General features: G+C 63.1%; 25 protein-coding genes. 13 read left to right on the top strand and 12 right to left on the bottom strand.

Going from position 1 to position 24,447, the window contains the following annotated elements:
* Nucleotides 1-3 precede the first annotated feature (3 nt).
* Nucleotides 4-954 (top strand): cytochrome c, encoded by a 951-nt coding sequence (locus LB564_RS21490; protein WP_224540752.1) that lies wholly within the window; start codon nucleotides 4-6, stop codon nucleotides 952-954.
* 71 nt (nucleotides 955-1,025) lie between these two features.
* On the opposite strand, the gene LB564_RS21485 is transcribed toward LB564_RS21490, so the two are convergent.
* From LB564_RS21485 to LB564_RS21475, 3 genes are all read right to left on the bottom strand, one after another.
* Nucleotides 1,026-1,415: an SET domain-containing protein gene (locus LB564_RS21485; RefSeq protein WP_140709801.1), complete on the bottom strand. Its 390-nt coding sequence runs from the start codon at nucleotides 1,413-1,415 to the stop codon at nucleotides 1,026-1,028.
* Nucleotides 1,416-1,564: 149 nt separating this feature from the next.
* Nucleotides 1,565-2,191 carry a LysE family translocator gene (locus tag LB564_RS21480; protein WP_224540750.1) on the bottom strand — a complete coding sequence of 209 codons (627 nt, stop codon included), beginning with the start codon at nucleotides 2,189-2,191 and terminating at the stop codon, nucleotides 1,565-1,567.
* 19 nt (nucleotides 2,192-2,210) lie between these two features.
* Entirely contained in the window at nucleotides 2,211-4,310 is a 2,100-nt protein-coding gene (locus LB564_RS21475; RefSeq protein ID WP_224540748.1) for a S9 family peptidase, read from the bottom strand.
* 115 nt (nucleotides 4,311-4,425) lie between these two features.
* Between LB564_RS21475 and LB564_RS21470 the strand changes: the two genes are divergently transcribed.
* Nucleotides 4,426-4,794: an SH3 domain-containing protein gene (locus LB564_RS21470; protein ID WP_224540747.1), complete on the top strand. Its 369-nt coding sequence runs from the start codon at nucleotides 4,426-4,428 to the stop codon at nucleotides 4,792-4,794.
* A gap of 388 nt (nucleotides 4,795-5,182) precedes the next feature.
* A complete protein-coding gene (locus tag LB564_RS21465) occupies nucleotides 5,183-5,608 on the top strand; it encodes a MucR family transcriptional regulator (protein ID WP_140746786.1) in 426 nt (141 codons plus the stop codon).
* A 107-nt stretch (nucleotides 5,609-5,715) separates the two neighbouring features.
* On the opposite strand, the gene LB564_RS21460 is transcribed toward LB564_RS21465, so the two are convergent.
* Both LB564_RS21460 and LB564_RS21455 read right to left on the bottom strand, forming a co-directional pair.
* Nucleotides 5,716-6,144: a SufE family protein gene (locus LB564_RS21460; protein ID WP_224540745.1), complete on the bottom strand. Its 429-nt coding sequence runs from the start codon at nucleotides 6,142-6,144 to the stop codon at nucleotides 5,716-5,718.
* 100 nt (nucleotides 6,145-6,244) lie between these two features.
* Nucleotides 6,245-6,592 (bottom strand): DUF5330 domain-containing protein, encoded by a 348-nt coding sequence (locus LB564_RS21455; RefSeq protein WP_140709811.1) that lies wholly within the window; start codon nucleotides 6,590-6,592, stop codon nucleotides 6,245-6,247.
* 534 nt (nucleotides 6,593-7,126) lie between these two features.
* Here LB564_RS21455 and LB564_RS21450 point away from each other — a divergent pair.
* From LB564_RS21450 to LB564_RS21440, 3 genes are all read left to right on the top strand, one after another.
* Complete coding sequence (locus tag LB564_RS21450; protein ID WP_224540742.1) at nucleotides 7,127-8,878, top strand: sensor histidine kinase; 1,752 nt, start codon at nucleotides 7,127-7,129, stop codon at nucleotides 8,876-8,878.
* Complete coding sequence (locus tag LB564_RS21445; RefSeq protein ID WP_224540739.1) at nucleotides 8,853-9,686, top strand: peptidoglycan-binding protein; 834 nt, start codon at nucleotides 8,853-8,855, stop codon at nucleotides 9,684-9,686. Before LB564_RS21450 ends, LB564_RS21445 begins: the two co-directional genes overlap by 26 nt.
* A gap of 70 nt (nucleotides 9,687-9,756) precedes the next feature.
* Nucleotides 9,757-10,104, top strand: a complete 348-nt coding sequence (locus LB564_RS21440; RefSeq protein WP_224540737.1) for a DUF1491 family protein — start codon at nucleotides 9,757-9,759, stop codon at nucleotides 10,102-10,104.
* On the opposite strand, the gene LB564_RS21435 is transcribed toward LB564_RS21440, so the two are convergent.
* Entirely contained in the window at nucleotides 10,082-11,128 is a 1,047-nt protein-coding gene (locus LB564_RS21435; RefSeq protein WP_224540735.1) for a hypothetical protein, read from the bottom strand. The genes LB564_RS21440 and LB564_RS21435 overlap by 23 nt on opposite strands.
* A 213-nt stretch (nucleotides 11,129-11,341) precedes the next feature.
* Here LB564_RS21435 and LB564_RS21430 point away from each other — a divergent pair, with 213 nt between their 5' ends.
* The gene (locus LB564_RS21430; RefSeq protein ID WP_149903935.1) at nucleotides 11,342-11,527 is read left to right on the top strand and encodes a hypothetical protein; all 186 of its coding nucleotides are present in this window, start codon (nucleotides 11,342-11,344) and stop codon (nucleotides 11,525-11,527) included.
* Between the two features lie 9 nt (nucleotides 11,528-11,536).
* On the opposite strand, the gene LB564_RS21425 is transcribed toward LB564_RS21430, so the two are convergent.
* The 5 genes from LB564_RS21425 to LB564_RS21405 all read right to left on the bottom strand — a co-directional run bounded on the left by LB564_RS21425 (nucleotide 11,537) and on the right by LB564_RS21405 (nucleotide 17,724).
* Complete coding sequence (locus tag LB564_RS21425) at nucleotides 11,537-12,106, bottom strand: DUF1254 domain-containing protein (RefSeq protein WP_224540734.1); 570 nt, start codon at nucleotides 12,104-12,106, stop codon at nucleotides 11,537-11,539.
* A complete protein-coding gene (locus tag LB564_RS21420; protein WP_224540732.1) occupies nucleotides 12,099-12,683 on the bottom strand; it encodes a DUF1214 domain-containing protein in 585 nt (194 codons plus the stop codon). Before LB564_RS21420 ends, LB564_RS21425 begins: the two co-directional genes overlap by 8 nt.
* Nucleotides 12,684-12,790: 107 nt before the next feature.
* The gene (locus tag LB564_RS21415) at nucleotides 12,791-14,944 is read right to left on the bottom strand and encodes a transglycosylase domain-containing protein (RefSeq protein ID WP_224540730.1); all 2,154 of its coding nucleotides are present in this window, start codon (nucleotides 14,942-14,944) and stop codon (nucleotides 12,791-12,793) included.
* 222 nt (nucleotides 14,945-15,166) lie between these two features.
* Nucleotides 15,167-16,099, bottom strand: a complete 933-nt coding sequence (locus LB564_RS21410; RefSeq protein ID WP_224540728.1) for a dimethylarginine dimethylaminohydrolase family protein — start codon at nucleotides 16,097-16,099, stop codon at nucleotides 15,167-15,169.
* Between the two features lie 23 nt (nucleotides 16,100-16,122).
* Entirely contained in the window at nucleotides 16,123-17,724 is a 1,602-nt protein-coding gene (locus LB564_RS21405; protein ID WP_224540726.1) for an amidohydrolase, read from the bottom strand.
* Between the two features lie 76 nt (nucleotides 17,725-17,800).
* Between LB564_RS21405 and LB564_RS21400 the strand changes: the two genes are divergently transcribed.
* The 5 genes from LB564_RS21400 to LB564_RS21380 all read left to right on the top strand — a co-directional run bounded on the left by LB564_RS21400 (nucleotide 17,801) and on the right by LB564_RS21380 (nucleotide 22,774).
* Nucleotides 17,801-18,697: a LysR substrate-binding domain-containing protein gene (locus LB564_RS21400; RefSeq protein ID WP_224540725.1), complete on the top strand. Its 897-nt coding sequence runs from the start codon at nucleotides 17,801-17,803 to the stop codon at nucleotides 18,695-18,697.
* Nucleotides 18,698-18,819: 122 nt separating this feature from the next.
* Nucleotides 18,820-19,914 carry an ABC transporter ATP-binding protein gene (locus LB564_RS21395; RefSeq protein WP_140709823.1) on the top strand — a complete coding sequence of 365 codons (1,095 nt, stop codon included), beginning with the start codon at nucleotides 18,820-18,822 and terminating at the stop codon, nucleotides 19,912-19,914.
* A 69-nt stretch (nucleotides 19,915-19,983) separates the two neighbouring features.
* On the top strand, nucleotides 19,984-21,096 hold the full coding sequence (locus tag LB564_RS21390; protein WP_140709824.1) for an ABC transporter substrate-binding protein: 1,113 nt from the start codon (nucleotides 19,984-19,986) through the stop codon (nucleotides 21,094-21,096).
* A 24-nt stretch (nucleotides 21,097-21,120) separates the two neighbouring features.
* Nucleotides 21,121-21,954: an ABC transporter permease gene (locus tag LB564_RS21385; protein ID WP_224540723.1), complete on the top strand. Its 834-nt coding sequence runs from the start codon at nucleotides 21,121-21,123 to the stop codon at nucleotides 21,952-21,954.
* 4 nt (nucleotides 21,955-21,958) lie between these two features.
* Nucleotides 21,959-22,774: an ABC transporter permease gene (locus LB564_RS21380; RefSeq protein ID WP_224540721.1), complete on the top strand. Its 816-nt coding sequence runs from the start codon at nucleotides 21,959-21,961 to the stop codon at nucleotides 22,772-22,774.
* Here the strand turns inward: LB564_RS21380 and LB564_RS21375 are convergent.
* Nucleotides 22,771-23,559, bottom strand: coding sequence for a 2-keto-4-pentenoate hydratase (locus tag LB564_RS21375; protein WP_224540719.1), 789 nt, complete (start codon nucleotides 23,557-23,559; stop codon nucleotides 22,771-22,773). The genes LB564_RS21380 and LB564_RS21375 overlap by 4 nt on opposite strands.
* 320 nt (nucleotides 23,560-23,879) lie before the next feature.
* On the opposite strand from LB564_RS21375, the gene LB564_RS21370 reads away from it, so the two are divergent.
* On the top strand, nucleotides 23,880-24,287 hold the full coding sequence (locus LB564_RS21370; RefSeq protein ID WP_140709830.1) for a DUF3168 domain-containing protein: 408 nt from the start codon (nucleotides 23,880-23,882) through the stop codon (nucleotides 24,285-24,287).
* Nucleotides 24,288-24,447: the final 160 nt, after the last annotated feature.

Below are 24,447 nucleotides of genomic sequence, written 5' to 3'. Positions count from 1 at the left end.
GAAATGGCCTGGCTGAGGAAGCTCGTCGGCGCCGCCCTCGTTGTGGGCGTCGCCGGCGCGGCCGCCGGTTGGCTGCTGTCGGCGCCGGTCAGGCTCAATGCGGCGGCCCTGGCGCAACTCGGCCCCGGCGACGCCAGCCGGGGCAAGCGCATTTTCTACGCAGGCGGCTGCACCTCCTGCCACGCGAAGCCCGGGTCGCAGGGCGACGCACGGCTTGAACTGGTGGGTGGCCTCGAACTCAAGACGCCGTTCGGCACCTTCGTTCCGCCCAACATCTCGCAAGATCCCAAGGATGGCATCGGGGCGTGGTCGGTCGAGGATCTCGCCAACGCGATGCTGAAGGGCGTATCGCCGTCGGGCCGTCATTTCTATCCGGCGTTTCCCTACGCGTCCTACGCGCGCATGAAACCGTCCGACATTGCCGACCTATATGCCTTCCTCAAGACATTGCCCGCCGTCGCTGGCAAACCGCCGGGCAATTCGCTGGCGTTCCCGTTCAACATCCGGCGCGGCATTGGCCTGTGGAAGCGGCTCTATCTCCGCGACCAGCCGGTCATTCCCCTGCCTGACGGCACGCCCGAGCCCGTAATGGCAGGCCGCTACCTGGTCGAAGGACCAGGCCATTGCGGCGAATGCCACACGCCGCGCGATTTCGCGGGCGGCACCAGGAAAGGCGAATGGCTTGCCGGCGCCGTGGCCGCCGAGGGCTCGGGCGTCGTGCCGAACATCACTTCGGGCGAGGGGGGGATCGGCACCTGGTCGGCGTCCGATATCGCCAACTACCTCGAAACCGGCTTCACGCCGGATTTCGATTCCGTCGGCGGCGCCATGGTCGACGTTCAGCGCAACATGGCCGAGCTGACGGCGGACGACCGCACGGCGATCGCCGCCTACCTCAAGGCGATACCCCCGCATCCCAACGGCTATCCGGCGCGCCAGAAAAGCACGAATTAGGGCAATTCCAGGAAAAGTGTGAAATGGTTTTCCGTCCGGAATTGCGCCAAAACAAAGAGTCAATCTTCGCACTACAGGTGGCGATCGCCGAGGAAATCGAAGCCTGTTTCGAAGAAATGATTATAATTACAGGTCAACTCTTCGCCCGGGGCGATGTCGCGCAAGGCGTAGGTTTCCTCGGGCGATGAAACATCGCAATTCGGCTCGTCGTCATGGTTCATGTAGCGAGCGTCATCGGCTTCGAAGACGATATAGGCCGGATCGCGCCGGTCGGGGTAGGAATAGCGGTCGAGATAGTTCTTCACCGGCCCGGTCTCGCCCTCATAGGTCTCGACGTCAATGATGCGGTCGAACCGGGGGTCGAGCTTCCAGACCAGCGTCCCCTTGGGGATGTGGTTTTTGGCAAACACACCAATGCCCTGGATCGGCGATTTGTCGAGGTAGACGTCGACGAGCAGCATAATGGACCCTTGTGCAAGTGCGGGCTCGTGCCCAGGAAAATCGTGCCTTGGGTAGCGCGCGAGCGGCGCGATTGCGAGCGGAAATGAACCGCGCGGAAGTCAAAAAGTCATGATCATCACGCCTGTCGGCGGATGTTTGCTGTCTGGCGTCAGCGCTGTTGCAAGGCGAGGCGGACACCCAGGGCGCAGTAGATACCGCCGACAACCTTGCCTTGCCATTTCAGCACTGTCGGATTTCGGCGCAGGAAACCGCCGAGCCGCCCTGCGCTGACGGCAAACACGACCGTGCTGAAAAGCCCCAGCATGACGAAGATGATCCCCAATACGGCCAGCTGAACCATCGCCGATCCGTTTTCGGGACGCACGAACTGAGGCAGGAAAGCCAGGAAGAAAAGCGCGGTCTTGGGGTTGAGCACCTCGGTCAGGACAGCCTGTCGAAACGCCGTGCCGGCCGATATCGCAAGCGCGCCAGCGGTCGGATCGGTCGGTGCTTTCTCGATGATGGCGCGAATGCCGAGGTAAACGAGGTAGGCCGCGCCGATATATTTCACGATGCCGAACAGCGTCGCCGACGTGGCGATGATCGCCGAGATGCCGACCATCGCCATCACGGTGTGGAACACATCGCCGGCCGCGATCCCGGCGCCGGTGGCGATCCCGACCCTCGTTCCCGAACTCGTCGCGCGGGCGATAGTCAACAGCGTGGCCGGACCCGGAATGAAGACAAAACCGAACACAACCGCGATGTAGGCTATCGCTGTGGACAGATCGATCATCGCGGCGTTCCTCCGTAAGCTATGCCTTGTCCGTTACCTTCAGGGCGAAGGCATAAGTATAGGCGATCTCCTCAAGGCGTGAAAACCGGCCGGAGGCACCGGCATGGCCGGAATCCATGTTGATCTTGAACAGCACCGGATTGTCGCCGCTCTTGCGGTCGCGCAGCCGCGCCACCCATTTGGCCGGCTCCCAATAGGTCACGCGCGGATCGGTGAGGCCGGCGAGCGCCAGGATCGGCGGATAGTCGAGCGCGGCGACATTGTCGTAGGGCGAATAAGCGGCGATCGTCCGGTAGTCGTCCGCCGACGCGATCGGATTGCCCCATTCTGGCCATTCCGGCGGGGTCAGCGGCAGGCTCGCATCCAGCATGGTGGTGAGCACATCGACGAACGGAACCTCGGCCACGATGCCGCCGAAGCAATCCGGCGCCATGTTGGCTATGGCGCCCATCAGCATGCCGCCGGCCGAGCCGCCTTGCGCGACCATGCGGTCATGCGCGGTATAGCGCTCGGCGACGAGGTGACGCGCGCAGGCGATGAAATCGGTGAAGGTGTTCATCTTCTGCGCACGCTTGCCGTCATCGTACCAGCCATAACCCTTGTCCTTGCCGCCGCGGACATGGGCGATGGCAAAGACCAGGCCTCGGTCGACCAGCGAGAACCAGTTGGTATTGAAGGCGGCCGGCACGGTGATGCCGTAGGAGCCGTAACCGTAGAGCAGGCAAGGCGCGGAACCGTCCAGCGGCGTGTCGCGGTGATGCAGAAGCGAGATCGGCACCAGTTCGCCATCGGCCGCGGGCGCCATCAGCCGCCTCGTGACATACTGGTGTGGGTCATGACCGGACGGCACTTCCTGGGTCTTGAGCAGCACACGCTCACGGGTCCGCATGTTGTAGTCGAACATCTGCGACGGCGTCGTCATCGACGAGTAGGAAAAGCGCATCATCTCGGTGTCGTATTCCAGGGACCCTGAAAGGCCGAGCGAGAAGGCCTCCTCGTCGAAGGAAATCAAATGCTCTTCGCCGCTGGCACGGTCACGCACGACGATGCGCGGCAGGCCTTCCTTGCGCTCGAGCCGGACCATGTGGTCCTTGAAGCCGATCACCGACAGGATCAGCCGGCCCGGCTCATGCGGCACCAGTTCCTGCCAGTTGGCGCGGACAGGATCGCTCGCCGGCGCCGTCATGATCTTGAAGTCCTTGGCGCCATCCGCATTGGTCAGGACGAAGAAGATGTCGCCGCCTTCCTCTAACTCATACTGAAGGCCGGTCTCGCGGGCCGAAACCAGCTTCGGTTCGGCAAATGGATCGCTAGCACTCAGCAGGCGGTATTCCGAGGTCTCATGGTCGTTGATGCCGATCATGATCCATTGATTGTTGCGGGTCCCATCGACGTTCATGAAGAAGCCGGGGTCGGTTTCCTCGTAGATCAGCCGGTCGTTTTCAGTGTTTTGGCCCAGGGCGTGGAACAGCACTTTCGACGGCCGGTGGTTTGGATCGAGACGCGTGTAGAAGAACCCGTCATTGCCCGCGTCCCAGACGCCCGAACCGCCTGTCGCGGGAATCTGGTCCGCCAGTTCCATGCCATCGGCCAGGTCGCGCACGCGCAGCGTGTAGAATTCGGAGCCCTTGTCGTCGAAGGCCCATAGAAGCTTGCGATGGTCGGTCGAATGATCGACCCCGCCAAGCCGGAAATAGGCTTTCCCCGCGGCCTCGGCATCGCCGTCGAGCAGGATCTGCTCGGGTCCGCCATCGCGCGGCGTGCGGAAATAGCGCGGCTGCTCGCCGCCCAGCTTGAAGGAGGACCCATAGGCATAAGACCCGTCCTTCATCGGAACCGAAGAATCGTCTTCCTTGATGCGGCCCTTCATTTCCTTGAAAAGCTGCTTTTGCAGATCCGATGTGTCGGCCATCAGTTTCGACTGGTAGGCATTCTCGGCTTCGAGTTCGGCGCGGATCCCGGGATCGAGCAAGGAAGGATCCCGGAACATCTCCTGCCAGTTATCCGCCCGCAGCCAGGCATATTCGTCGGTTCGCGTGATGCCGTGATGCGTGTCCGAGACGGGCCTTTTCTCGGGGGCAGGGGCGCTGACGATTGGAAATCGGGAAGTCCTGGTCATTGCGTCTCGCTCTGGAAATATCTTGAATGACGAATGAACACGCCGATCAGGACGGGTTCAAGAGCCGTTACGTAGAGGTGGTGTGGGCCCATTGAGGTGGCCGGGAGGAGAGAAGATGACTATTCGGTCTCGTATTGCCACGGCCTTCGCCGTTGCTTCGCTAACTCTGGTCTTTTCCGGCCAGTCTCATGCGACCGTATTCGCGGCTTGGCAAGTGGCCAATGTGCCGTTCGGCGACACGCTCAATGTGCGCAAATATCCGTCGGGGACATCCCAGAAGCAGGCCGCCTACCCGAACGGGACCGTCCTGCAGATGACAGGACGATGCACCGGCGGCATGAACCTGCTCGACATTGCCGGCCAACCGGCATGGAAACAGCAACAGACAGTCCGCTATCGCTGGTGCGAGGTCTGGCATGACCCCGCCAAGAACGGCGTCTTCGTCACCGGCTGGGCCTATGGCAAATATATTACGCCGTTTTGACCAACGAATGGTCGGCAACCTCTGGTTTTGTGGACAGGTGTGAACAACCAAGCTTGTCGGTGTGGCCGCCAAGCAAACCCGAACATTGAAACCTATTTTGTGAGTTATCGCGAATGTAATGATTAGCTGACCTAACGTCAGCCTTTATCCGTTTGGCGAACGAAATATCGAAAAATTACATGGTGCACGAAAGATTGAAGCTGATCCCGGAATAGTTGATCAAAATCCCTAAATATAATGCAGGCGGCGAATTGACTTACTTGACGTGCGGTCGCATTGATGTCCCTGTGACGCGAATCGCAGAAGCTCTATCTGCATAAATTCGTGCGATGCCCTGCCTGTAAAAAGGGGCACAGACCGACGTAACTCTTGTTGGGGCCTGAAGATGATGGATATTGTCGAAACACCTTCCAGAAACAATGATGCGCTGATCGAGCTCACCGCCGATGTGGTGGCTGCCTATGTCAGCAACAATCCCGTGCCGGTCGGCGAACTGCCGAACCTGATATCTGATGTCCACGCCGCCCTCGGTCGCGTGGGCGGAACCGTTGAACAGCCGCCTGCCGACAAGCAGAAGCCGGCTGTCAACCCGAAGCGCTCTGTTCATGACGACTACATCGTCTGTCTTGAAGACGGCAAGAAGTTCAAGTCGCTCAAGCGTCACTTGATGACTCACTACAATCTGACGCCCGATCAGTACCGCGAAAAATGGAACCTGGACCCGAGCTATCCGATGGTGGCGCCGAACTATGCGGCGGCTCGCTCGCAGCTTGCCAAGAAGATGGGCCTTGGCCGCAAACGCAAGGCGCGGTAGCCGCTTTTTCAGAAGCGAACTGAAATCGAACGGCGCCTTCGGGCGCCGTTTTGCTTTGCTGGGTAGGAAAATGGAAGTTGGAAACCTGTCGCGCGGGCAGCAATCTGTCACGCAGTATGGGCGAGCGCCATCTCCGCATCGCGTTTGATGCGCTTGACCATCGAACGAAGCCCGTTGGCGCGCTGGGGTGACAGGTGCTCGTCGAGGCCGAGAGCCTTCAGCGTCGCTTCGGCGTCGGTTCTCTGGATTTCGCTGGCCGTCTTTCCGGAAAACAGCGCCAGCATGATCGCGACCAGTCCGCGCACGATATGGGCATCCGAATCGCCTGTGAAGGTGATGACGGGGTCGGCGCCCGGTCCCCGTTCGGTGGTCAGCCAGACCTGGCTCACGCAACCTGGCACCTTGTTGGCGGGGTTGCGCTGCTCATCTGGGAACGGCGGCAGGGCTTCGCCGAGCTCGATGACGTAGCGATAGCGGTCTTCCCATTCATCGAGGAAGGAAAAATCGTCGCGGATCGTCTGGATCGTCGTCGTCATGAGCCGGATATAGTCACGCGGCGGCGCCGCGTCACGAGAAAAACAAGGACACCGCGGGCGTCGAGAGGGCAGACAGCCCGCGGTGCGCCGTCGAGACGGCTTAATTCTTGATGGGCAGGTCGACCGTTTCGGGCAGGACGACTTCCGGCACGCTGCCGGTCATTGTCGTGGTGTCGGGGCCGGCGGACTTGTCATCCAGCATGGCGGCCGCGATCTTGGCGGTCTCCTTGGCGCGCGCGGTGATGGTGTGCATCGCCGACTTGCCGGTTGCGCAGACGTCGGGCTTGCGTTCGCAGATTCCGGCGATGTCGCCGACGGCGTCGCGCGCCGCGAACAGGGCCTGAATCGGCCCGACGCTTTCCTGGCCCGTTTCATCGGACCCGACACCCAGCGGCAGCGCCAGCAGTACCAGGGAAAACCAGAAAGCCATTCTTATCAGGAAGAACATGCCTTGCCTCTCGTCGTGACCGGATCATGCATCAAAGGGCATGACCTCTTTTATGGGCAGCATGTTGGCACACAGGCACGAAGGACGGCTTGCAGGCAAAACGAAAATTCTCTTCAAATTTTAGGCAAATTCGAAACCAGGCGTTCTTGCTGCCGATTTGTCTCGGATCGGGACAATTTTCCTTACTGTGTGATAACCATCCATCCCATTGGTTTCATTGTACTTCCGACGAGATCAAGCGATTCCGGCGGCTCGATCGGCTGGCTGGCGACGGGTGTTCGCGAATAACCGTCCGTTTACTATGGCTGCATTTGCCCGGGTTTTCGGCCGCCGCCATCCCGATATTTGCCGCGGGGCGGGCCTTGGTCGGCCCTGCCTTATCCATTCCTTAAACGCTGGATGCGAGTTTCAAAGCCAACCAAGACAATCTGCAAAAGCAGAGCTGTTCACGACGAGTGCGAGTGCGTTGAGTTGATGCCGATCGAGGCCAGATACGCTGAATTGCCTGGCGCAATGGCGGCCGGTTGTGAGCGCATGGTTCACCCCAGCGTTCATGAAGGGAGCGACCGCGAGCGCCAACGCCGTTTCATTGGCGTCATGCTGGCCGCACCGTTCTTTGCCGCGGGCGCGGCGGTCACGCTGGTGACGTCGGGGATGGGCGCCGCCGTGACCATGGCCGCCATTTTCGCGGCCTTCGGCCTGTGCTGGTTCGTCGCCCTGCTGGTGGCCGCTACCGGCAAGATGGCCGCTGCGGGGCCGATCGCCCTGGCGATGGCGGCGCTTGCCCTTGGCGGTCTCATCTGTGCCGCGGGAGGATTGAGTTCTCCTGTCGCCATGCTTGCCCTGGCGTTGCCATTCGAAGCCTGGTGGATCGGCGCTTCGCGGCGTGCGGCATTGTGGGGCGCCGCTTCGGCCGTCATCGCCATCGCCCTTCAGTCCTTGTCCGCCGCCTTCCTTCCATTCGTGGGCTCGCACGTCGCCGCCTGGCATTGGCTGGTGCCATTGGCCTGGGCGCTGACCCTCGTCCCGCGCATATCGGCCTTTCGCGGCACCGCCGGCGCTGCCGACACGGTCGATGCGGGCGACCGGTTGGAAGACATTATCGACGCGGTGGTCTTGCGGGTCGCGCGCCACGGAGAAGTCGTGGATGCGTCCGCCAAGGCGCGCACGCTGCTGAAATTGCCGCCCGAGCTTTTGTCCGGAACGGGCCTCTTCGACCGCGTCCATCTGTCGGACCGCGTCTCCTATCTCAGCGCCCTGGCCGACATGCGCGATGGCGCCCTGTCGCGCCGCCTCGAATTGCGCATCAGGCTGCCGCAGAATGGCGGTGGCGCCCACAACGGCAATGGTTTGGTGGCCGACAATTACCAGCCATTCGCGCTCGAACTGGTGCGCGGCGAGGAACAGAGCGACGTCTTCACGCTCGTCCTGCGCCAGAACGACGAGACCGCGCGGCTGCGCGACGAACTGGCGCAAGCCAATGAGACCGCTGCCGCCGCCGAAGTGGCCAAGGGCCGCTTCCTGGCGGTGGTGAGCCATGAACTGCGCACGCCGTTGAACGCCATTATCGGCTTCTCCGACATGCTGCTGCATGAGATGTTCGGCGCCTTCAAGGATCCGCGCCAGAAGGAATATGTCGGCCTCGTCCGGGATTCGGGCCAGCATTTGCTGGCGGTCGTGACATCCATACTCGACGTGTCGAGGATCGAATCGGGCGTCTACGCCACCGAGCCGGAGCCGTTCCGGTTCATGGAAGCCGTGGACATGTGCCAGTCGATGATGCGGTTGCAGGCGCAGGCCAAGAATATCGACCTGCGGACGCAGATCGCCCCGGACGCAGGCGACATCAATGCCGATCGCCGCGCCGTACAACAGATGCTCATCAACCTCGTTTCCAACTCCATCAAGTTCACGCCCGATGGCGGCGATGTCGTCGTCGGCGCCAAGCGGATCGGGTCGCGCCTGCATTTCTGGGTCAGGGACACCGGCATCGGTATTGCCGAGGAGGATTTCGCCAATCTCGGCAAACCCTTCATGCAGATCCAGAACGACTATACACGCCGTTTCGAGGGGACGGGTCTTGGCCTTTCGCTGGTGAAGGGGCTGGTGGCCTTGCACCAAGGGACCATGTCGATCGAAAGCATGCCGGGCGAGGGCACCACGGTGACCATCAGCCTGCCGGTCAGCGGGCCGAAGGGCCGCCCCGCCAACCCGAGCGGAGTGCTGACGATGCCGGTGCCGAGGGCGAAAGGGGACGGAAATGGCTCGCTCCGCAAAACAGCCTAAGGCGGTCAAACGCCGCGGCAATGCCTTTCAGGATGGCGCCATCGCCGTCGGCGGCATGATTTCGCGCAATCCCGTCCTGGTGGGAGGCTCGACCGCATTCCTGGTGACGCTGTTCTATGTCTCGGCGAATGCGCTGTGGTATCAGCCTTTCCCGCATGCCGGGGCGTTTTTCGCCACACGCAATTTCCAGGGTGTTCCGCACGCCGCCGACGAGCCGGAGACGACAATCAACATCGTGCGGTCCAACGCCGCGCCCGCCCCGATCAAGGGCGATCCGGTGGTCGAGCAGGTGCAAGGCATATTGAAGGACCTCGATTTCTATTCCGGCACGGTCGACGGCATCTCCGGGCCCAACACGCGCAAGGCCATACAGGCCTATCAGCAGAAGGTCGGGCTGAACGCCTCGGGCGAGATCGACGCGCTGCTGCTGGACCAACTGGGTGCAACGCCGAAGACCGCCGCCGTGCCCAGGCCGCAGCCTCGTCCCGACGTGGCGCCGGCCGCCGTTCCCGTGTCGTTGCAGACGAATTCCGGGCAGACGAATTCCGGGCAAACGAATTCTGGGCAAACGAATTCCGGGCAGGCGAGTACCGCCTCGACCTCGACCGAAGGACCAGATCCCCGCATCATCAAGATCCAGGCCGGGCTCAAGGCCTTCGGCAATGACGACATGCAACTGGATGGCGTCGTCGGTGCGCGCACAAAGGCCGCGATCAAGGAGTTCCAGTCGCTGTTCGGCTTGCCGCAGACCGGCGAGCCCGACGAGATCGTCTACGTCAAGATGCGCGAGATCGGCCTGACCAACTGACGGCCAAAACGACGGCTCGCCCCGGACGTAAAATTTCGATAGAGAGCCCGAGTGCCGTCGGGAGTCTGCCATGCGCGTAACCGCTGATCTGTGGGTGTCGGCCCTGTTGCGCCGGGTTTTCGGCGCTGGCGGATTTGCCGCCGTGGTCAAGCGCGGTGCAACCGAGGCCGGGGCTGTGTTCATCCTGGCACGAGGCAGGCTGGGCGAAACCGCTCTCTACGGGCCGGCGCCGCAGACGAGCTACGATTCGGACAAGCCGGAAGACCGGTTCTTCAGCCTTCTTGCCACCGAGGATGATGCAGCCGTGCTAGACGCCAGACTCGAGCGGGAGAAGAAATTCGATCCCGATATCTGGGTGGTCGAGATCGAGGCCGGGACCGTTCCGCTCGAAGAGCTTATTTCCGTGAAGACGCCCTGAGGCCAGGCGCCTCGGCTTCGTCGCTGTTGGAGGCCTTGCGGGCTTCGCTGTTTGCCGGCGACGCGTTGCGAACCACTCTGGACAGCGTTTCGGCCTTCCATCCCCTGACCTTGTCCAGGGCCACGTCGCGATGCAGGAGCCGGTAGCGGTCGAGATAGGTGCGGATGGCTTGCGGGTGCGGGAACAGGCCGGGATAGACGGCGACCGTGATCAGGAATGCCCGGTCCTCGCTGAAGTCGAGTGAACGCAGCGCCGCAAGCAGCGGCGCATAGTTCTGGTTGGCGGTCAGCGATTGCGCGATCGAGAAATCAATGTCGAGGGCGTCCGCCAACGCGGTCTGGAAGAACGCGGCGTTTCCCGTCAGAGCCGTCTCCCGTAGTTTGACGTAGGTATCCGCACCCGGGAACGCATCGACCTTCGCCGCCGAGGCCTCGTCGCCGGTGCGCATCATGGAGCGCAGCCTGCGCCGCGCGTTTTCCGCGGCGACGCCGGGCGTCTGCCGGCCGGGCGCCTGCGGGGTTTCCGCGCCGTCGGCCGTCGCGTGGGTTTTCGCGGCAAGGCTTCGCGCCGGGTAGGATTCCGTCTCCGGATCCCGCACCCGCACCAGCGTTGGTCTTTCGAGCACCCTGATCAGATCGGCGATGGTCGGGTTCAGATCCTTGCGCCGCGCTATGGCGCGCGCATGCGGCAGCCCATGCCGGCCGATCAGCGCGATCAGGTCGATATCGCTGACGGCGCGCGAGCGGATGAGCAGCGGCGCGGCGATGTCGACCGGTTCCTCGCAGAGGCGACGCACCAAGGCCGCGGGTGCATATTCGCATTCGGAAAGGGCGGCTGCCACGTAGCGTCGCGATTCGACGGACACATTGTCGAACAGCGGCAGCGTCAGGTCCTCGAGCTGGCCGATCTCGCGGCGCGACGGGCGGGTCAGCGAGCAGAACGCCGACACCGCGGCGCGGAACAACCTTTCGGCTTTTCCCGATTCCGTCCTTATCGCGATTTGCCTGAAATCCGAAGATGACACGAAGGATACGCCTGACACCAGATACACGAACTTGAACACGTTCCACCGGGACCGTGCCGGTTTTGCGATTGTCTCGGGTCAGAACGTCCCGACCTCCAGACAAAGATCAAGTTAGCGGCGATCCGTTAGCGCTCCGTTAACCCTCTGCCTGCCTTAATGATATTTGGAGGCGTTGCGTTGTGCTCCGGGAAAACCGAGAGGAATGCGCGAACCATGGGCATGGTACTGTCTTTCGTGCCGCGTGCGGCACCGACCAATCGAGCCAAGCAAACCACCGAAATACCGGCGGCCGTGATCATATTTCCCGGCATCCGCTATGAGCGGTCCAATACCGGCGAAGCGCGGCCTGCCGGCCCGGACAAGCCTGGATCGCCACGAACGCCGGTGCCGCATCACTAGATCGGCGATCTAGAAATCCTGCAGCTCGCAGGAACTCTGATCGAGGAAGCGCGACACGATCGGCTTCCAGCTCTCGTCCGGCACGAAGCTGCGGATGACGAAGATGCCCTCGCCGATGGGCGCCTCGACGAAGATCGCCCCCTGAAGGTCCTCGGGCAGGTCCTTGCGCACGTCGATCATCTGCGCCGGCGTCAGCACGACGGCATCAAGCTTGCCGCCCGTCGCCGTATGGTCGTTGAAGGAATAGATATTGTGGCCGCTGCGGTCATAGACCGAGACCGACCAGAACGGCACGTTTCCCGGCGCCTTGATGCGGACCATTCCTTCCTCGAGGTCGAAGCGGCAGGCCGTGGCGTAAAACAGCGGGTCGACCGATTTCACCACCGGCGCGCCGCCCGCTTCGGCATCGAGCCGGTTCATCCTGTAGAGATCCGAGGCCATGGACAAGCGCGACCAGGCGTCGCGTTCCGAAAACTCCGGCACCAGAAGCAGGACGACGATGTGGACGATGCCGGCGCCGACGAGGCCGAGCAGGACGGCATGCAGAAGCCTGCGCAGTGCGGCACGCAAACTAAGCATCGCAGCCCGCCTTGACGATCCTGGGCAGCGAAACGTCCGACAGGCCGGTGCTGCTGGCGATGGGCGTGTCGTAGAAGGTCAGGACGAAATACATCCTTCCGGAGCCGTCGGTCAGGAGCCAGTTGCCCGGCATCGGCCGATGCCCGACGGAAATGATCACGGAATTGTCGGACTGGCGCAGCACCTCGTAGGACTGAAGTGCTGCAAGCCGCGATTTGCCGGTCTCGACGACACCGAGCGATTGATCGGCGGCGTAGAGCGTCCAGAAGCGGGCCGTCGGAAATCCACCCTCGATCCTGTAGGTGCATTCCCGTTTGAGCTGGTCGCCGGCGGCATCATTTTCGGCGACGAATGACAGGCCTTCGGCGCGGCCGAGCGCCAGAACGCCCTCGCGTGCCACGCGCGCCTTGGAATAGGGGTCCGCGGCCGGTGTGCCGATGTCGGGAAAGGCGGTCCACTGACCGATCCGGATCGCGCCGATGCCGTCCTGAATTTTCAGCGCATACCAGACGCTGGCGCCGCCGCCGCCAACGGCTATGGCAAGCGAAAGCAGCATCAGGAAGGCGTTCTTAAGCATGAATGGCCGGTGCACGAAGGATTGGCGTTCGGGGATATCGCGGCGCGGGGTCCCGTGGCAAGCCGCATGAAGGATTTGCCTGTCGGTCTTGTCTTTGCCGGACGGTGTTACAGGGCCGAAAGCGTTTCGGGCGAAGCGGGCGCGTCGAGTTTGGGGGCTGTCTGGAACAGCTGGCTCATGTCCCGCAGCGTCTGCGTGGTTCGGCTGGACAACACCGGCGGCCGCTCTGCGGCGGCATCGGCCGCTGCCTGCTCATCGCTCTTCTTCTGCGCCTCGGCCGCCTTGGCCGCGATCTCCTCGTCGACAAACGGCTTGTCGATGCCGGGGATCGGCTTCAGGTCGATGTTCTGGTGCGCGTAGACCATCAGCCGCTGCCACACCATCGCCGGCAGCGAGCCGCCGGTCATGTTCTTGGTCGGCGTGAAATCATCATTGCCCAGCCACACGGCCGCCGTGTAGTTGCCGGTGAAGCCGACGAACCAGGCATCGCGGTAGGATTGCGTCGTGCCGGTCTTGCCGGCGACGACGATGTTGGGAATTTGCGCCCGCCGTGCCGTGCCCACCACCGGTACGGCCGTCAGCATGGTGTTCATGGATTTCAGCGCCTGCTCGGACAGCACGCGATGCGGCGGCGGCGCATCCTTGGTCCAGTCATACACCACGTCGCCGGTGCGGGTGACGAGCTGGGTGATGCCATGCCGGGACCCGACGAAGCCGTTCTGCGCGAACACGCTGAAGCCGGTCGCCTGGTCCATTACGGTCATGCCAGAGGTGCCGAGCACCATCGTCTTGTGTCCCTCGAGCGGCGATTCCACCCCGAATGATTCCGCCATCGCCTTGATCGGGCCGATGCCGAGATGGTCCTTGGCCAACCGCACCGGCACGGTGTTGATCGATTTGGCCATCGCCATGAGCAGGGTGATGTTGCCCGCCGACTCGCCGCCGTAATTATGCGGCGACCAGTTGCCCCAGCTGATCGGCCCGCCCGAGATGATCGAGTTCGGCGTGAAGCCGTGCTCCATCGCCGTGGCGTAGACATAGGGCTTGAACGACGAGCCGGTCTGGCGCAACGCCTTGGTGGCGCGGTTGAACTGGCTGGCGCCGTAGTCGCGGCCACCGACGATCGCCCTGACCGCGCCGTTGGTCTCGATGACCACCACCGCGCCCTCGGTGACGTTGTACTCCTTGCCGAACTGGCGCAGGTGGAACTCGACGGACTCCTCCGCCGCCTTCTGGATGTTGGCGTCGAAGGTGGTGTGGGCAACCAGCGAGTGCTGGCCGGGCTTGGCGATCTTCTTGACCTCGTCGAAGGCCCAGTCGAGGTAGTAGTCGGGGCTCTTCTGTTCGCCGCGGTCGACGACGTCGGCCGGGTGCAGCCTGGCCTGCAGCACCTGGCCTTCGGTCATGAAGCCGGAATCCACGAGATTGGACAAAACCACATTGGCGCGTGCGCGCGCCGCCGGCAGGTTGATGTGGGGCGCGTATTTGGTCGGGGCTTTAAATAGGCCGGCCAGCATCGCCGCCTCGGCAAGGTTCAGGTCCTTGACGCTCTTGCCGAAATAGAAATCCGCCGCCGCCTCGATGCCAAAGGTGCCGCCGCCCATATAGGCGCGGTCGAGATAGAGCTGCAGGATTTCCTTCTTTGAAAGATTGGCCTCCAGCCACAGCGACAGGAAGGCTTCCTTGATCTTGCGCTCGAAGGTGCGCTCATTGGTCAGGAACAGGTTCTTGGCCAGCTGCTGGGTGATGCTGGAGCCGCCCTGGACGACGGAGTTTGCCCGCACATTCTCGAAGATCGCCCGCGACAGGCCGAGAACGTCGATTCCGTAATGCTCGAAGAAGCGCCGGTCCTCGGTGGCGAGCACTGCCTTGATGACGTGGTCCGGCATCTCGTCGACCGGCACGGAATCGCGCTGGATGATGCCGCGCTGGCCGATCTCGTTGCCGTAGCGGTCGAGGAAGGTGACGGCGAAGTCGCCCTGGGCGCGCCAGTCGCCGGCCGTATCCTGGAACGCCGGAATGGCCAGCGCCAGCATCACCACCATGCCGCCGGCGCCAAGCGTGAAACCTTCGCTCAAAAGTTCAATGAGGCCGCGGCGCCAACCCTTGAGGCGGAAGCGCCGCGAAAAGATCGTCGCGGCTTCCCAGAACTCGCGCCCCTTGAAACCGATCTCGTAGAGCGAGGAATCGAGCCACGCGTCCAGCGCCAGAAGGCGCGACGCGATCGGACCTCTTCTCTTGCGCGGTTCAGGGTTGACCATTCTAAAACCCGCTCGGCTCTGGCGTGACCTGAAAACCGCAAGCCGGCAATTTCAGGGCAACGCCCTGTTCCGACTATTCATCCATTTTGTGGACGCTCACAAGGGCGGCGAGGACACAGTCGCACGGTTTCTCGATGGAAGGGGAGAGCGAGCGGGGGCCGGTCTCCCGTCCGCCAGATTGTCGATCCGCCGGACGAGGGTGGTTTTGCAGTCTCCGGGCTATCAGGCCGCTTCGCGCTTCAGCGCCTGCGCCATGCAGTGGATGCCGCCGCCGGTCTTGGAGATTTCGCTCATGTCGACGGCCGCGACCTCGAAGCCGCGCGCCTTGAGCTGGCCGATCAACGCTTGGCTGGAGGTCGGCGCGATCACCCGGTCCTTGCCGAGCGACATGAAGTTGCAGCCGAGCGCCATCGTGTCCTGGAAGGGCACGTCGATGATCTCATGGCCCATGCCCTTCAGCCAGTCGACGATGCCGGGCTCGGTGCAGGCGAGGCAGACGGCGGTCAGCTTTTCGGCGATCGGCACCACCATCAGGTCGATATGGACGTAATATTCGTCGATGAAGGCGATGCGCGTCTCCCAGCCCTCCTTCTCGAACCAGGCCTGCACCTGGCGGGCGCCTTCCTCCTGCGTGCGGGCGCCGCCGCAGCCGATCAACACCACGCCGTCCTCGATGACGTTGAAGTCGCCGCCCTCGAAAGTGCCGGCCGTCACCATGTCGTAGATCGGGATGCCGAGCTTTTCATAGGTCCGGATGGCGGCGTAATTCTCGCCGCGTCGCCACCAGTTGGCCATGGCGGTGATGATGGCGCCATAAGGCGTCATGACGCTGGAATCACGGGAATAGACCTGCATCGGCAGTTCCGGCGTCGGCTCGTGCCAATGGATGTTGACGCCGAAATGCTCGTAGGCGGCGACCAGATCCTTGTGCTGGGCCTGCGCGATCTGGACGTTGCAGGGCGCTTCGCGCAGATGTTTTCGCGACAGCGAGCTGGTCGAGAGGTGGCGCAGGAAATTCGGCGATCCGAGCAGCACGTCGGTCAAGACGTCGGTCTCGTTGGCGAAGCCCCATGATGTCAGCGGCTTGGTGCCGCCGGCCGGGTTGCGGCGTTGCAGCGAAAACGGCTCGGCGATGATGCGGTCATGAACGGTCATGCGGTTCTCCTCGTGGCTTGTTCTCAAGAGTTGGTCGGTCGCGCATTGCTTGGTATCCACCAGTCGCGCCCGCGTGGCGTGGTGACATATTCCGGCCAGCGGAAGTTGATTGGCGGCTCGTAGTCGCAGAGCGGCGCGATCCAGTCAGAGCCGCCGACGCCGCCGCCGGTCCGGGTGGTGAACTCGCTCATCGCCTCGTCGCGGGCGGTCTTGTCCTCGAGCAGGCGCAGCGCCGCCAGCGCGACCGTCTTGGCCGCGCAGACAACCATCGGATCGATCGTCGCGGGAATGCCGCCCAGTGCATTCATCACCCATGCCGGAAAAGCGTGGCCGTTTGCCGAGCGCAGCGCTGGGCGGGCAACATAGAAGCGCGCGGTCGGCGCGTGCCAGCTCATGTCGGTGTAGTCGTCGGAGGTCGAATTCACCTGCGAAGGCGGCAGGTCACGGCGCAGGATCGCCTCGGCCTCCCGTGGCGCAATCAGCCGCTCCAGTTCATCGATGAACGGGTTCTCGGTCGCGGTACCTCCGGCATTGACCTGAATCTCGCGCGCGATCGTCCTGGCGGCCTCGTCCCAGCGTGGCGGCCCGACCGTCGACAGGGCTTCGTAGGTAATCCCGGCCATGGCGTGGTTGGCCAGCCCCGGCCGCGACTTCGACACCCAGTGCCGCTCATGGCGGCAGCCGCTGATCGCGGCGGCGGCCGCGGCGTTGCGGTCGAGCACCGCCGTCACCTGTTCGGCCATCCCAATGGTCGGCACGCGGATCATGTACTGGATCTCGGCGAGGCCGGCCGGCAGATTGTCGGCCGTGGCCTGGCCGGCCGTCAGGATCGCCTCGCTGATCGACCAGCCTCCCTGATGCGGCAGCATGGAATCGCGCAGTGCCTTGGAGGCCATGTACATGGTCATCAGCGCATCGTTGGCACCCGGTGCCCTGACCGCCGAATGCGCCTGCGGGATCGGTGCGCCGTCGCCTGCGCGAACCCAGTTTTCAGGCTCGTCGCAGACGAAGCGATAGATCATCGCATAGGCCGCGCCGCAATGCGTGTCCCAGCGCGCCGTATTGCAGAGCGGCAGCATGTAGAACGGATGGAAGGAGATCATGCCGGCAAGGCCGTCATAATAGCCCTTGGCGGCGTGGATAGGCTTCGAGCCGCGCACCTTTTCGGCCGGCTCGCCGGTAAAGCGCAGCGTGCCTTGAATGTCGTGGCGCTGCATGGCGGCCTTGGTCGCGAGCAGGCCACCGAGGCTTGCCATGCCAAGCCCCGAATGCGGGTCGGTATGGCCGCCGGCCTCTGCGCCAAGGCCAGGCCGAGGCTGCTTTACCGTCACGGCGTCCTGGCAATTGCCGGGCACGGCATCATATTCGGCATACATGCCGACGGTTGGTCCGGCACCATTCGTCCAGTGGGCGCAGAAGGCGGTCGGCATGCCGCCCGAGCCTTCCTCGACCGAAAATCCCTCGCGCTTGAGCCGATCGACATACCAGGCGGCCGATTGGTATTCGCGCCACGCGGTCTCGCCGAAATCGAAGATGGTGCGTGTCCAGGCCGACAGCAGTGGCTGGATGCCGTCGAGGCAGGCGAGCGCCGTCTCTTGCGCCGATGTCGTCACCGGTTTGTCCATGCTCTAGAAGAAAGCAGTGAAGCGGCTCGCCAAAAAGTGATATGTTTTCCCGGTTCGTGCAAATTCGGTTCACCCCTTGAGAATTCCTTCGACACAGGCGCTGCGCGCTCTCGACAGTTTCGCCAGGCATGGCAGCGTCTGGCGCGCGGCCGACGAATTGCACCTGACCCGCAGCGCGGTGAGCCACCAATTGCGGCTGCTTGAGCGCGATCTCGGCTTCGATCTGCTGGAGCGCATCGGCAAGGGGGTGGCGCTCACCCCGCGTGGCCAGCGCTATGCCAGCGACGTGCGCAAGGCGCTGACCGTGCTGGGTGACGCGGTGGCGCGTGATGCCGGCACCGGCGTCGGCGGCTCGTTCGCCGTCTCTTGTACACCGGGCTTCGCCTCGCTGTTCCTGTGCACCCATATAGGCGAGTTCCGGCAGATGTATCCCGATGTGGCGCTGCGCATCCTGACGCCCCGACGGCTCGACGATGTCAGCAATGCCGATGCCGACGCCTTCATCGCCTTCGGCGTCGGCAATTGGCCGAACCGCATGGCCGAGTTGTTGTGCGAAATCTCGTTCACCCCGCTCTGCAGCCCGACACTGCTCAACAAGGTCGGCGGTTTTTCCCGGCCGGCGGACGTGTTGCGCGCCAATCTGCTCCATCTCGACGACACCGAGGATTGGGCACGCTGGCTGGCGCTGTCCAAGGTCGAAAACCCGGACACCGAAGGTGGCATCTTCTTTTCCGACATGAACCTCGTCTTCTCGGCGGCGATTGCCGGGCAGGGAATCGCCATGGGTGATGAACTGACCAGCCGCCGTGCGCTAAGCGAAGGCCGTCTAGTCAGGCCGTTCGACATCGCGATCAAATCGCCGCGCTCCTATTTTCTGGTCTCCGAACACGCCAAGGCCTCGCACCCGGTCCTGGAAGCGTTCGCGGGATGGCTGAGGTCGACTCTCTCCGAGAACCGCATTCAGCCTTATTGAGAGGCAGGGTGGCGTCAGCCCGCCATAGATGAATCAAATTTGCCGATCAGGCGAAAACTATTCGGTTGCGGTGAGCTTCGGCCCTGCCTACGATTTGGCTCAACGGTAAGGATAGAGGCAGGATGCAGCAACCCGGCCGGGCCGCAGAGATCAAGGCGATCGGGATCGGCAAGAGCTTCGGCTCGTTCCGTGCGCTGGACAATCTGACGCTCGACATAGGTCGCGGCGAGTTCCTGACGCTGCTCGGCCCCTCCGGCTCGGGCAAGACCACCTTCCTGATGATCCTGGCCGGCTTCGTGCAGCCGACCGAGGGCAGGCTTTTCAGCGACGGAACCGATATCACCGACCGCCCGGCCGAACAGCGCGCCGCCGGCATGGTGTTCCAGGGCTATGCGCTGTTCCCGCATATGAGCGTCGAGGCCAACATCGCTTTCCCGCTCAAGGTCCGCAAGAAATCGGCCACCGAGATCAGGAAGCGCGTCGGCGAGATGATCGAGCGCGTCGGCCTGGTCGGCCACGAGAAGAAATTGCCCTCGCAGCTTTCCGGCGGCCAGCAGCAGCGCGTCGCACTTGCCCGCGCGCTGGTGTTCGAGCCGGGCGTGCTCCTGCTCGACGAGCCGTTTTCGGCGCTGGACAAGAGCCTGCGTGGCCAGATGCAGGCCGAGATGAAGCGCCTGCACCAGGAGACCGGCACCACCTTCGTCTTTGTGACCCACGACCAGAGCGAAGCGCTGGCGCTGTCGTCGCGCGTCGCCATCTTCAATCATGGCAAATTGCTGCAGGTCGGGGCGCCGGACGACGTCTACGACCGGCCGGACAATCGCTTCGTCGCCGAGTTCCTCGGTGAAATCAACATGCTGCCGCTGAAGGGGGTCAAGCCCGCCGGTCACGGCTCGACCGGCCTGTGCGAGGACCGTGCGGTCAGCATGCACTGCAAGGCCGAGAAAGTCCGTGGTGACGCCATCCTGGCGATCCGGCCCGAACACATGTCGATCGCGCGCGAGGCCGCCTCCGGAGAGAACGGCATTGCCGCGACGGCAATCGCCTCGACCTATCTGGGGGCGGCGACCAAGCTCGACCTGACGACACGACAGGGTGCCAAGGTGACCGTCTCGGTGCCCAACGAGGTCGCGGCCGCGGCGCTGAGCAAGGGCAATTCCGTCTGGCTGACATGGCCGGCTGAAAAGGGTTTCCTCCTTCCGGAAGGAGGACAATGAGCACCGGTGCGGCCTGAGCCGCCGCACCGGCTTCCGGATTGAAATCAACGAAAACAAAGGGGAACTGACATGAACGACACCAAGAAACAGGCTATCGAAACGCTGTCCGAAAGGACGAGGCGCGGCGAGATCTCGCGCCGCCAGTTCACGCAACTCGCGGCACTCGTGCTTGCCGGCGCGCCGATGCTGCTGCGCTCGACCGGCGCCTTCGCGCAAGCCAAGGAACTGGTGCTGGTCAATTGGGGCGGCGATGCCATCACGGCTTACGACGCAGCCTATGGACAGGCTTTCACCAAGGACACCGGCATCACCGTCAAGATGGATGGCTCCGGTCCGACCGAAGGCGCCATCGCCGCGCAGTCCAAGAGCGGCGCTCCGACCTGGGACCTGGTCGACGTCGACCCGTTCTCGGCCATCACGCTCGGCGCGCAAGGCATGCTCGAGCCGATCGACTACACAATAGTCGACAAGAAGAAGATGCGGCCGGGCTTTGGCTGGGATTATGCCGCCTCGACCTATTTCTTCTCCTATGTCATCGCCTATGATTCCGAGAAATACGGCAAGGACGCGCCGACCGGCATGGCCGATTTCTTCGACGTGAAGAAGTTCCCTGGCAAGCGCTCGCTCTACAAATGGGGCGTGTCGAGCTGGGAAGCGGCCCTTCTGGCCGACGGCATCGCGCCGGCCTCGCTCTACCCGCTGGATCTTAAGCGCGCGCATGACAAGATCGCCGCCTTCAAGGAAAACGTCGTTGCCTATTGGGGCGGCGGTGCCGAGAGCCAGAGCGTGTTGCTCAACGGCGAAGCCTCGATGGCGATCGTCTGGTCGACGCGGGCCTCGCTGATCGAGCAGGATTCCGGCGGCAAGATCAAGTTCATTTGGGATCAGGGCCTGATCTCGCCCGGCGCGCTGGCCGTGCTCAAGAACAACCCGGGCGGCAAGGATGCGGCGATGAAGTTCATCGCCAGCGCCCAGGATCCGGAAAAGCAGCTCGTGATGTTCGACAAGCTCGGCCAGGGCCCGGCCAATCCGGCGGCCGATGCGCTGATCCCCGCCGACAAGAAGCGCATCAACCCCGTCGATCCCGAGAACATGAAGAAGCAGATCGCGCTCGACATGGACTGGTACGCCAAGAACTACGGGCCGGCGCTCGACGAATACACCAAGATCATCTCGGCCTGATCGGGCCGGGACAGTCGGACCGATATGAGGGGTACCCTCTCCGACAGGATGGGCGCGGCGCTGTTGATGGCGCCGCTGCTCCTGTTCCTCGTCCTGGCCTATGCCTGGCCGTTTCTCGGCGTGGTGAAGTGGAGCTTCACCTTGCCGACGCCCGGGCTTGGCCAATACCAGGCGCTGCTCACCGACGGTCTGGTGCAGTCGGTGTTCATCCGTACCCTGCGCATAGCGGCCATCGTCACTGTCGTGTCGGTCGCCGCCGCCTATGCCATCACCGTCGTCTGGGTGCGCGGCAGCCCCGCACAGCGCCTCATCGCCGAATTCTGCATCCTGGTGCCGTTCTGGATCTCGGTGCTGACGCGCGCCTTCGGCTGGGTGGCGCTTTTGTCCAACCGCGGCCTGATCAACACCTGGCTGCAGTCCATCGGTTTCATTTCCGAACCGCTGGCGCTGGTGCGCAATGAATTCGGCGTCATCGTCGGCATGACGCATTTCCTCATTCCTTTCGCCGTCTTTCCGCTGGCGTCGGCCATGCGCAGCCTGGACGAGCGCGTGCTGCTCGCCGCGCGCGGCCTGGGCTCCAGTCGCATGCGCACCTTCTGGACGGTGTTCGTGCCGATGACGCGCTCCGGCATCATCGGTTCGGCGATGATCGTCTTCGTCTTCTCGCTCGGCTTCTTCGTCACGCCGGCGATTCTCGGCGGCGGCCGCAGCGTGATGATCGCCGAATTGATCTATCTCCGGATATTCCAGAGCCCGGACTGGGGGCTGGGGGCCGCGATCAGCGTCGTGCTGGTGGTCTTTGTCGGCGCCCTGATGGCGCTGCTCTTCCGTCACGTCAAACCGAAGCACCTGGTGTAGCGCGATGCCGACCTATCGCCCCGGTCCCGTCTCGCTGATCCTCGCCGTGCTGGTGGCGCTGTTCTTGCTGCTGCCGCTGCTGGCCGTCATTCCGGTCTCGCTGACGCCGAGCCGCATGCTGGCAATGCCGACGGGTGAATTGTCGCTGCGCCACTATCGTTCGCTGATCGAGGATCCGCGCTGGCTCCAGTCGATCCTGCTTTCGGTCCGGATCGGCCTCGTCAGCAGCGCCATTTCCACCGTGCTGGCGCTCTGCTTCAGCCTCGGCGTCTGGATGTTTCAGCCACGCTTCACGGCAGCCCTTGTCGGCTTCGTGCTGTTGCCGATGGTGGTGCCTCCCGTGGTCTCGGCGGTGACGCTCTACTTCCTGCTCACCTCGATCTCGCGCGTCAGTTCCTTCTTTGGCTACGACACCTGGCTCGGCGTCGCCATGGCGCATTCGGTGATGACGGTGCCATTCGCGACCGTGCTGATCCTGGTCTCGCTCAGCCAGCTCGACCGGCGCATCGACCTTGCCGCGCGCGGGCTCGGCGCAAGCGTGTGGGAGCGGGCCACGCGCGTCATCATGCCCAACATCAAGTTCGGCATCGTCACCGCGGCACTGCTGTCGTTCGTGCTCTCCTGGGAAGAGATCGGCGTCACCCTGTTCATCACCTCGGTCAACGCCATCACTTTGCCGCGCCTGATGTGGATGGGCCTGCGCGACAACATCGACCCGGCCATCGCGGCCCTGTCGGTTATCCTGATCATCATCACCGTGCTGGTTCTGGCGGTGAGGAGCTTCGTGGTCCGGCTACGCCGGGGGAGCGAGCCGCTCTAAACAAACCGCACCGAGACGCGGCCAAACTTGTCCAAATCGCCGATCACTTCATCACCAGCCTCGACGCGTATCGGCGTCACGCAAGTACCTGTGATCACCACCTGTCCTGGCTGGGCGGCTATGCCAAGGCCCGACAGCTCATTGACGAGCCAAGTCAGCGCGATCCGAGGATCACCCAATACAGCCGCGCCGGTGCCCTCGTGTCGCGACTTGCCGGAAACGAAACCGGTTACCTTGTGTTCGGCGAGGTTCACGCCGCGCCAGTCTTCCGCCACGGGCTCGCCGATGACAAACAGATTGGCGCAGGCATTGTCGGCGATGAGCTGCGGGGCCCCGACAGCACAGAAATCATCATAGCGAGAGTCCGGTATTTCGATCGCCGGGTGCAAGGTCGCCACGGCGTCCATCACCTCGGCGATTTCATAAGGTGCCGGGCGAGGCGGGAGCTGGCTGCCGAACCGGAAAGCGAATTCGATCTCGGCGACACGCATCTTGCTCGTATCGAGTGAAACGGTCCCGCCGACCCCGACTGCCTTCTCGGCGAGCAGACGCCCGGCCATCGGGCCGTCGACATTGATATGTCTTTGTCCAGCCACGCTGGTTGCCGCGATCTTCCAGCCGAAGAGTGGCGCCGCCGAACGATCCATGACATGGGCCTGGATGGCATAGCCTTCGGTCCGTGTCTTCGGCCGCAACGCCTCGGGTATGGCGTCGAGATGGGTGCCATCATCCCAATGACCTACCAGCAGACGCGACGCGGCTTGAGCCTTTTCTGGATCGAGCATGATCAGCTCCGAAAATCGGCAACATGCCGCTGTCCGGCCAAGCCGGCAAGGAACATTCCATCGTATGGACCTGCCTATATGGGGCAGGATCACGTGACCAGGCAATCGGAGGCCGCGCCCATGGTCCATTTGCCAGGCTCTACCGCGCCTGCCGACGAGATTGTCGGCAAGTCGTATTTTCGAGATCATCGGCATTCATCATTCCGATGACGAATCGCCATCGCCTTCGCGTGGCGAACCGCTATATCTGGGGAGGGATGCGGACATGGACAAGCTTTGGAAAGCACGGTCGGTGGCGCAACGGCTTGAGGAAATGGACGATGACCGCGCCCGATGATTTGCAGCAGGCCCTGTTCCTCAGGTTGAAAAGCGATGCGTCGCTGTCGGCGCTGCTGGGTGGCGCGGGGCTACTCGAGCGGGCAACCGGCAACGTCGCCTTTCCCTATGTGACTTCAGGCCAGACCTCCGCCTTCGACTGGGACACCGGCGCCGAGAACAATGACGACCAGCTGATCACGCTGCATGTCTGGTCGAAGGCGCATGGCGAGGCCGAGACGCGGGCGATCATGGACGCCATCAAGGCGCGGCTTGCCGGAGCGGTCCTGGTCGTCGGCCCACGCGGCCAGACGCGGCTGTCGCTGGAATTCACCGAGGCGCGCTACGATGAGGAACTGCTTGTCCATCATGGTCTGCTGCGATTCCGTGCGTTGACGCAGGAAAACGCCTGACGCGCTTTCAATATCGTCGAAACGGAGTCTAGACTGGGTTTCGCGGGTTTCACCGGTGGGGCGGTTAAATCAGATTGTCTGTCTCGCGTTGCAGGGGTTGGCGAGCATGGTTTCAGGGCCGTTCACTGTTCATTTCACGTTCAGCACCGATGCGTTACAA

The sequence above is a fragment of the Mesorhizobium sp. ES1-6 genome (assembly GCF_020164775.1).
Taxonomy (GTDB): Bacteria; Pseudomonadota; Alphaproteobacteria; order Rhizobiales; family Rhizobiaceae; genus Mesorhizobium.
The sequence above is the reverse complement of the archived record's forward strand: the minus strand, read 5'-3'. Positions and strand labels throughout refer to the sequence as shown.

Coding starts and splice junctions, on each gene's coding strand:
- LB564_RS21390 (WP_140709824.1), top strand. CDS start 19,984: ATGAACGACACCAAGAAACAGGCTATCGAAACGCTGTCCGAAAGGACG.
- LB564_RS21475 (WP_224540748.1), bottom strand. CDS start 4,310: ATGACCAGGACTTCCCGATTTCCAATCGTCAGCGCCCCTGCCCCCGAG.
- LB564_RS21430 (WP_149903935.1), top strand. CDS start 11,342: ATGGGCATGGTACTGTCTTTCGTGCCGCGTGCGGCACCGACCAATCGA.
- LB564_RS21445 (WP_224540739.1), top strand. CDS start 8,853: ATGGCTCGCTCCGCAAAACAGCCTAAGGCGGTCAAACGCCGCGGCAAT.
- LB564_RS21465 (WP_140746786.1), top strand. CDS start 5,183: ATGGATATTGTCGAAACACCTTCCAGAAACAATGATGCGCTGATCGAG.
- LB564_RS21455 (WP_140709811.1), bottom strand. CDS start 6,592: ATGTTCTTCCTGATAAGAATGGCTTTCTGGTTTTCCCTGGTACTGCTG.
- LB564_RS21410 (WP_224540728.1), bottom strand. CDS start 16,099: ATGACCGTTCATGACCGCATCATCGCCGAGCCGTTTTCGCTGCAACGC.
- LB564_RS21395 (WP_140709823.1), top strand. CDS start 18,820: ATGCAGCAACCCGGCCGGGCCGCAGAGATCAAGGCGATCGGGATCGGC.
- LB564_RS21375 (WP_224540719.1), bottom strand. CDS start 23,559: ATGCTCGATCCAGAAAAGGCTCAAGCCGCGTCGCGTCTGCTGGTAGGT.
- LB564_RS21370 (WP_140709830.1), top strand. CDS start 23,880: ATGACCGCGCCCGATGATTTGCAGCAGGCCCTGTTCCTCAGGTTGAAA.
- LB564_RS21490 (WP_224540752.1), top strand. CDS start 4: ATGGCCTGGCTGAGGAAGCTCGTCGGCGCCGCCCTCGTTGTGGGCGTC.
- LB564_RS21385 (WP_224540723.1), top strand. CDS start 21,121: ATGAGGGGTACCCTCTCCGACAGGATGGGCGCGGCGCTGTTGATGGCG.
- LB564_RS21470 (WP_224540747.1), top strand. CDS start 4,426: ATGACTATTCGGTCTCGTATTGCCACGGCCTTCGCCGTTGCTTCGCTA.
- LB564_RS21425 (WP_224540734.1), bottom strand. CDS start 12,106: ATGCTTAGTTTGCGTGCCGCACTGCGCAGGCTTCTGCATGCCGTCCTG.
- LB564_RS21485 (WP_140709801.1), bottom strand. CDS start 1,415: ATGCTGCTCGTCGACGTCTACCTCGACAAATCGCCGATCCAGGGCATT.
- LB564_RS21440 (WP_224540737.1), top strand. CDS start 9,757: ATGCGCGTAACCGCTGATCTGTGGGTGTCGGCCCTGTTGCGCCGGGTT.
- LB564_RS21480 (WP_224540750.1), bottom strand. CDS start 2,191: ATGATCGATCTGTCCACAGCGATAGCCTACATCGCGGTTGTGTTCGGT.
- LB564_RS21380 (WP_224540721.1), top strand. CDS start 21,959: ATGCCGACCTATCGCCCCGGTCCCGTCTCGCTGATCCTCGCCGTGCTG.
- LB564_RS21420 (WP_224540732.1), bottom strand. CDS start 12,683: ATGCTTAAGAACGCCTTCCTGATGCTGCTTTCGCTTGCCATAGCCGTT.
- LB564_RS21415 (WP_224540730.1), bottom strand. CDS start 14,944: ATGGTCAACCCTGAACCGCGCAAGAGAAGAGGTCCGATCGCGTCGCGC.
- LB564_RS21405 (WP_224540726.1), bottom strand. CDS start 17,724: ATGGACAAACCGGTGACGACATCGGCGCAAGAGACGGCGCTCGCCTGC.
- LB564_RS21450 (WP_224540742.1), top strand. CDS start 7,127: ATGGTTCACCCCAGCGTTCATGAAGGGAGCGACCGCGAGCGCCAACGC.
- LB564_RS21460 (WP_224540745.1), bottom strand. CDS start 6,144: ATGACGACGACGATCCAGACGATCCGCGACGATTTTTCCTTCCTCGAT.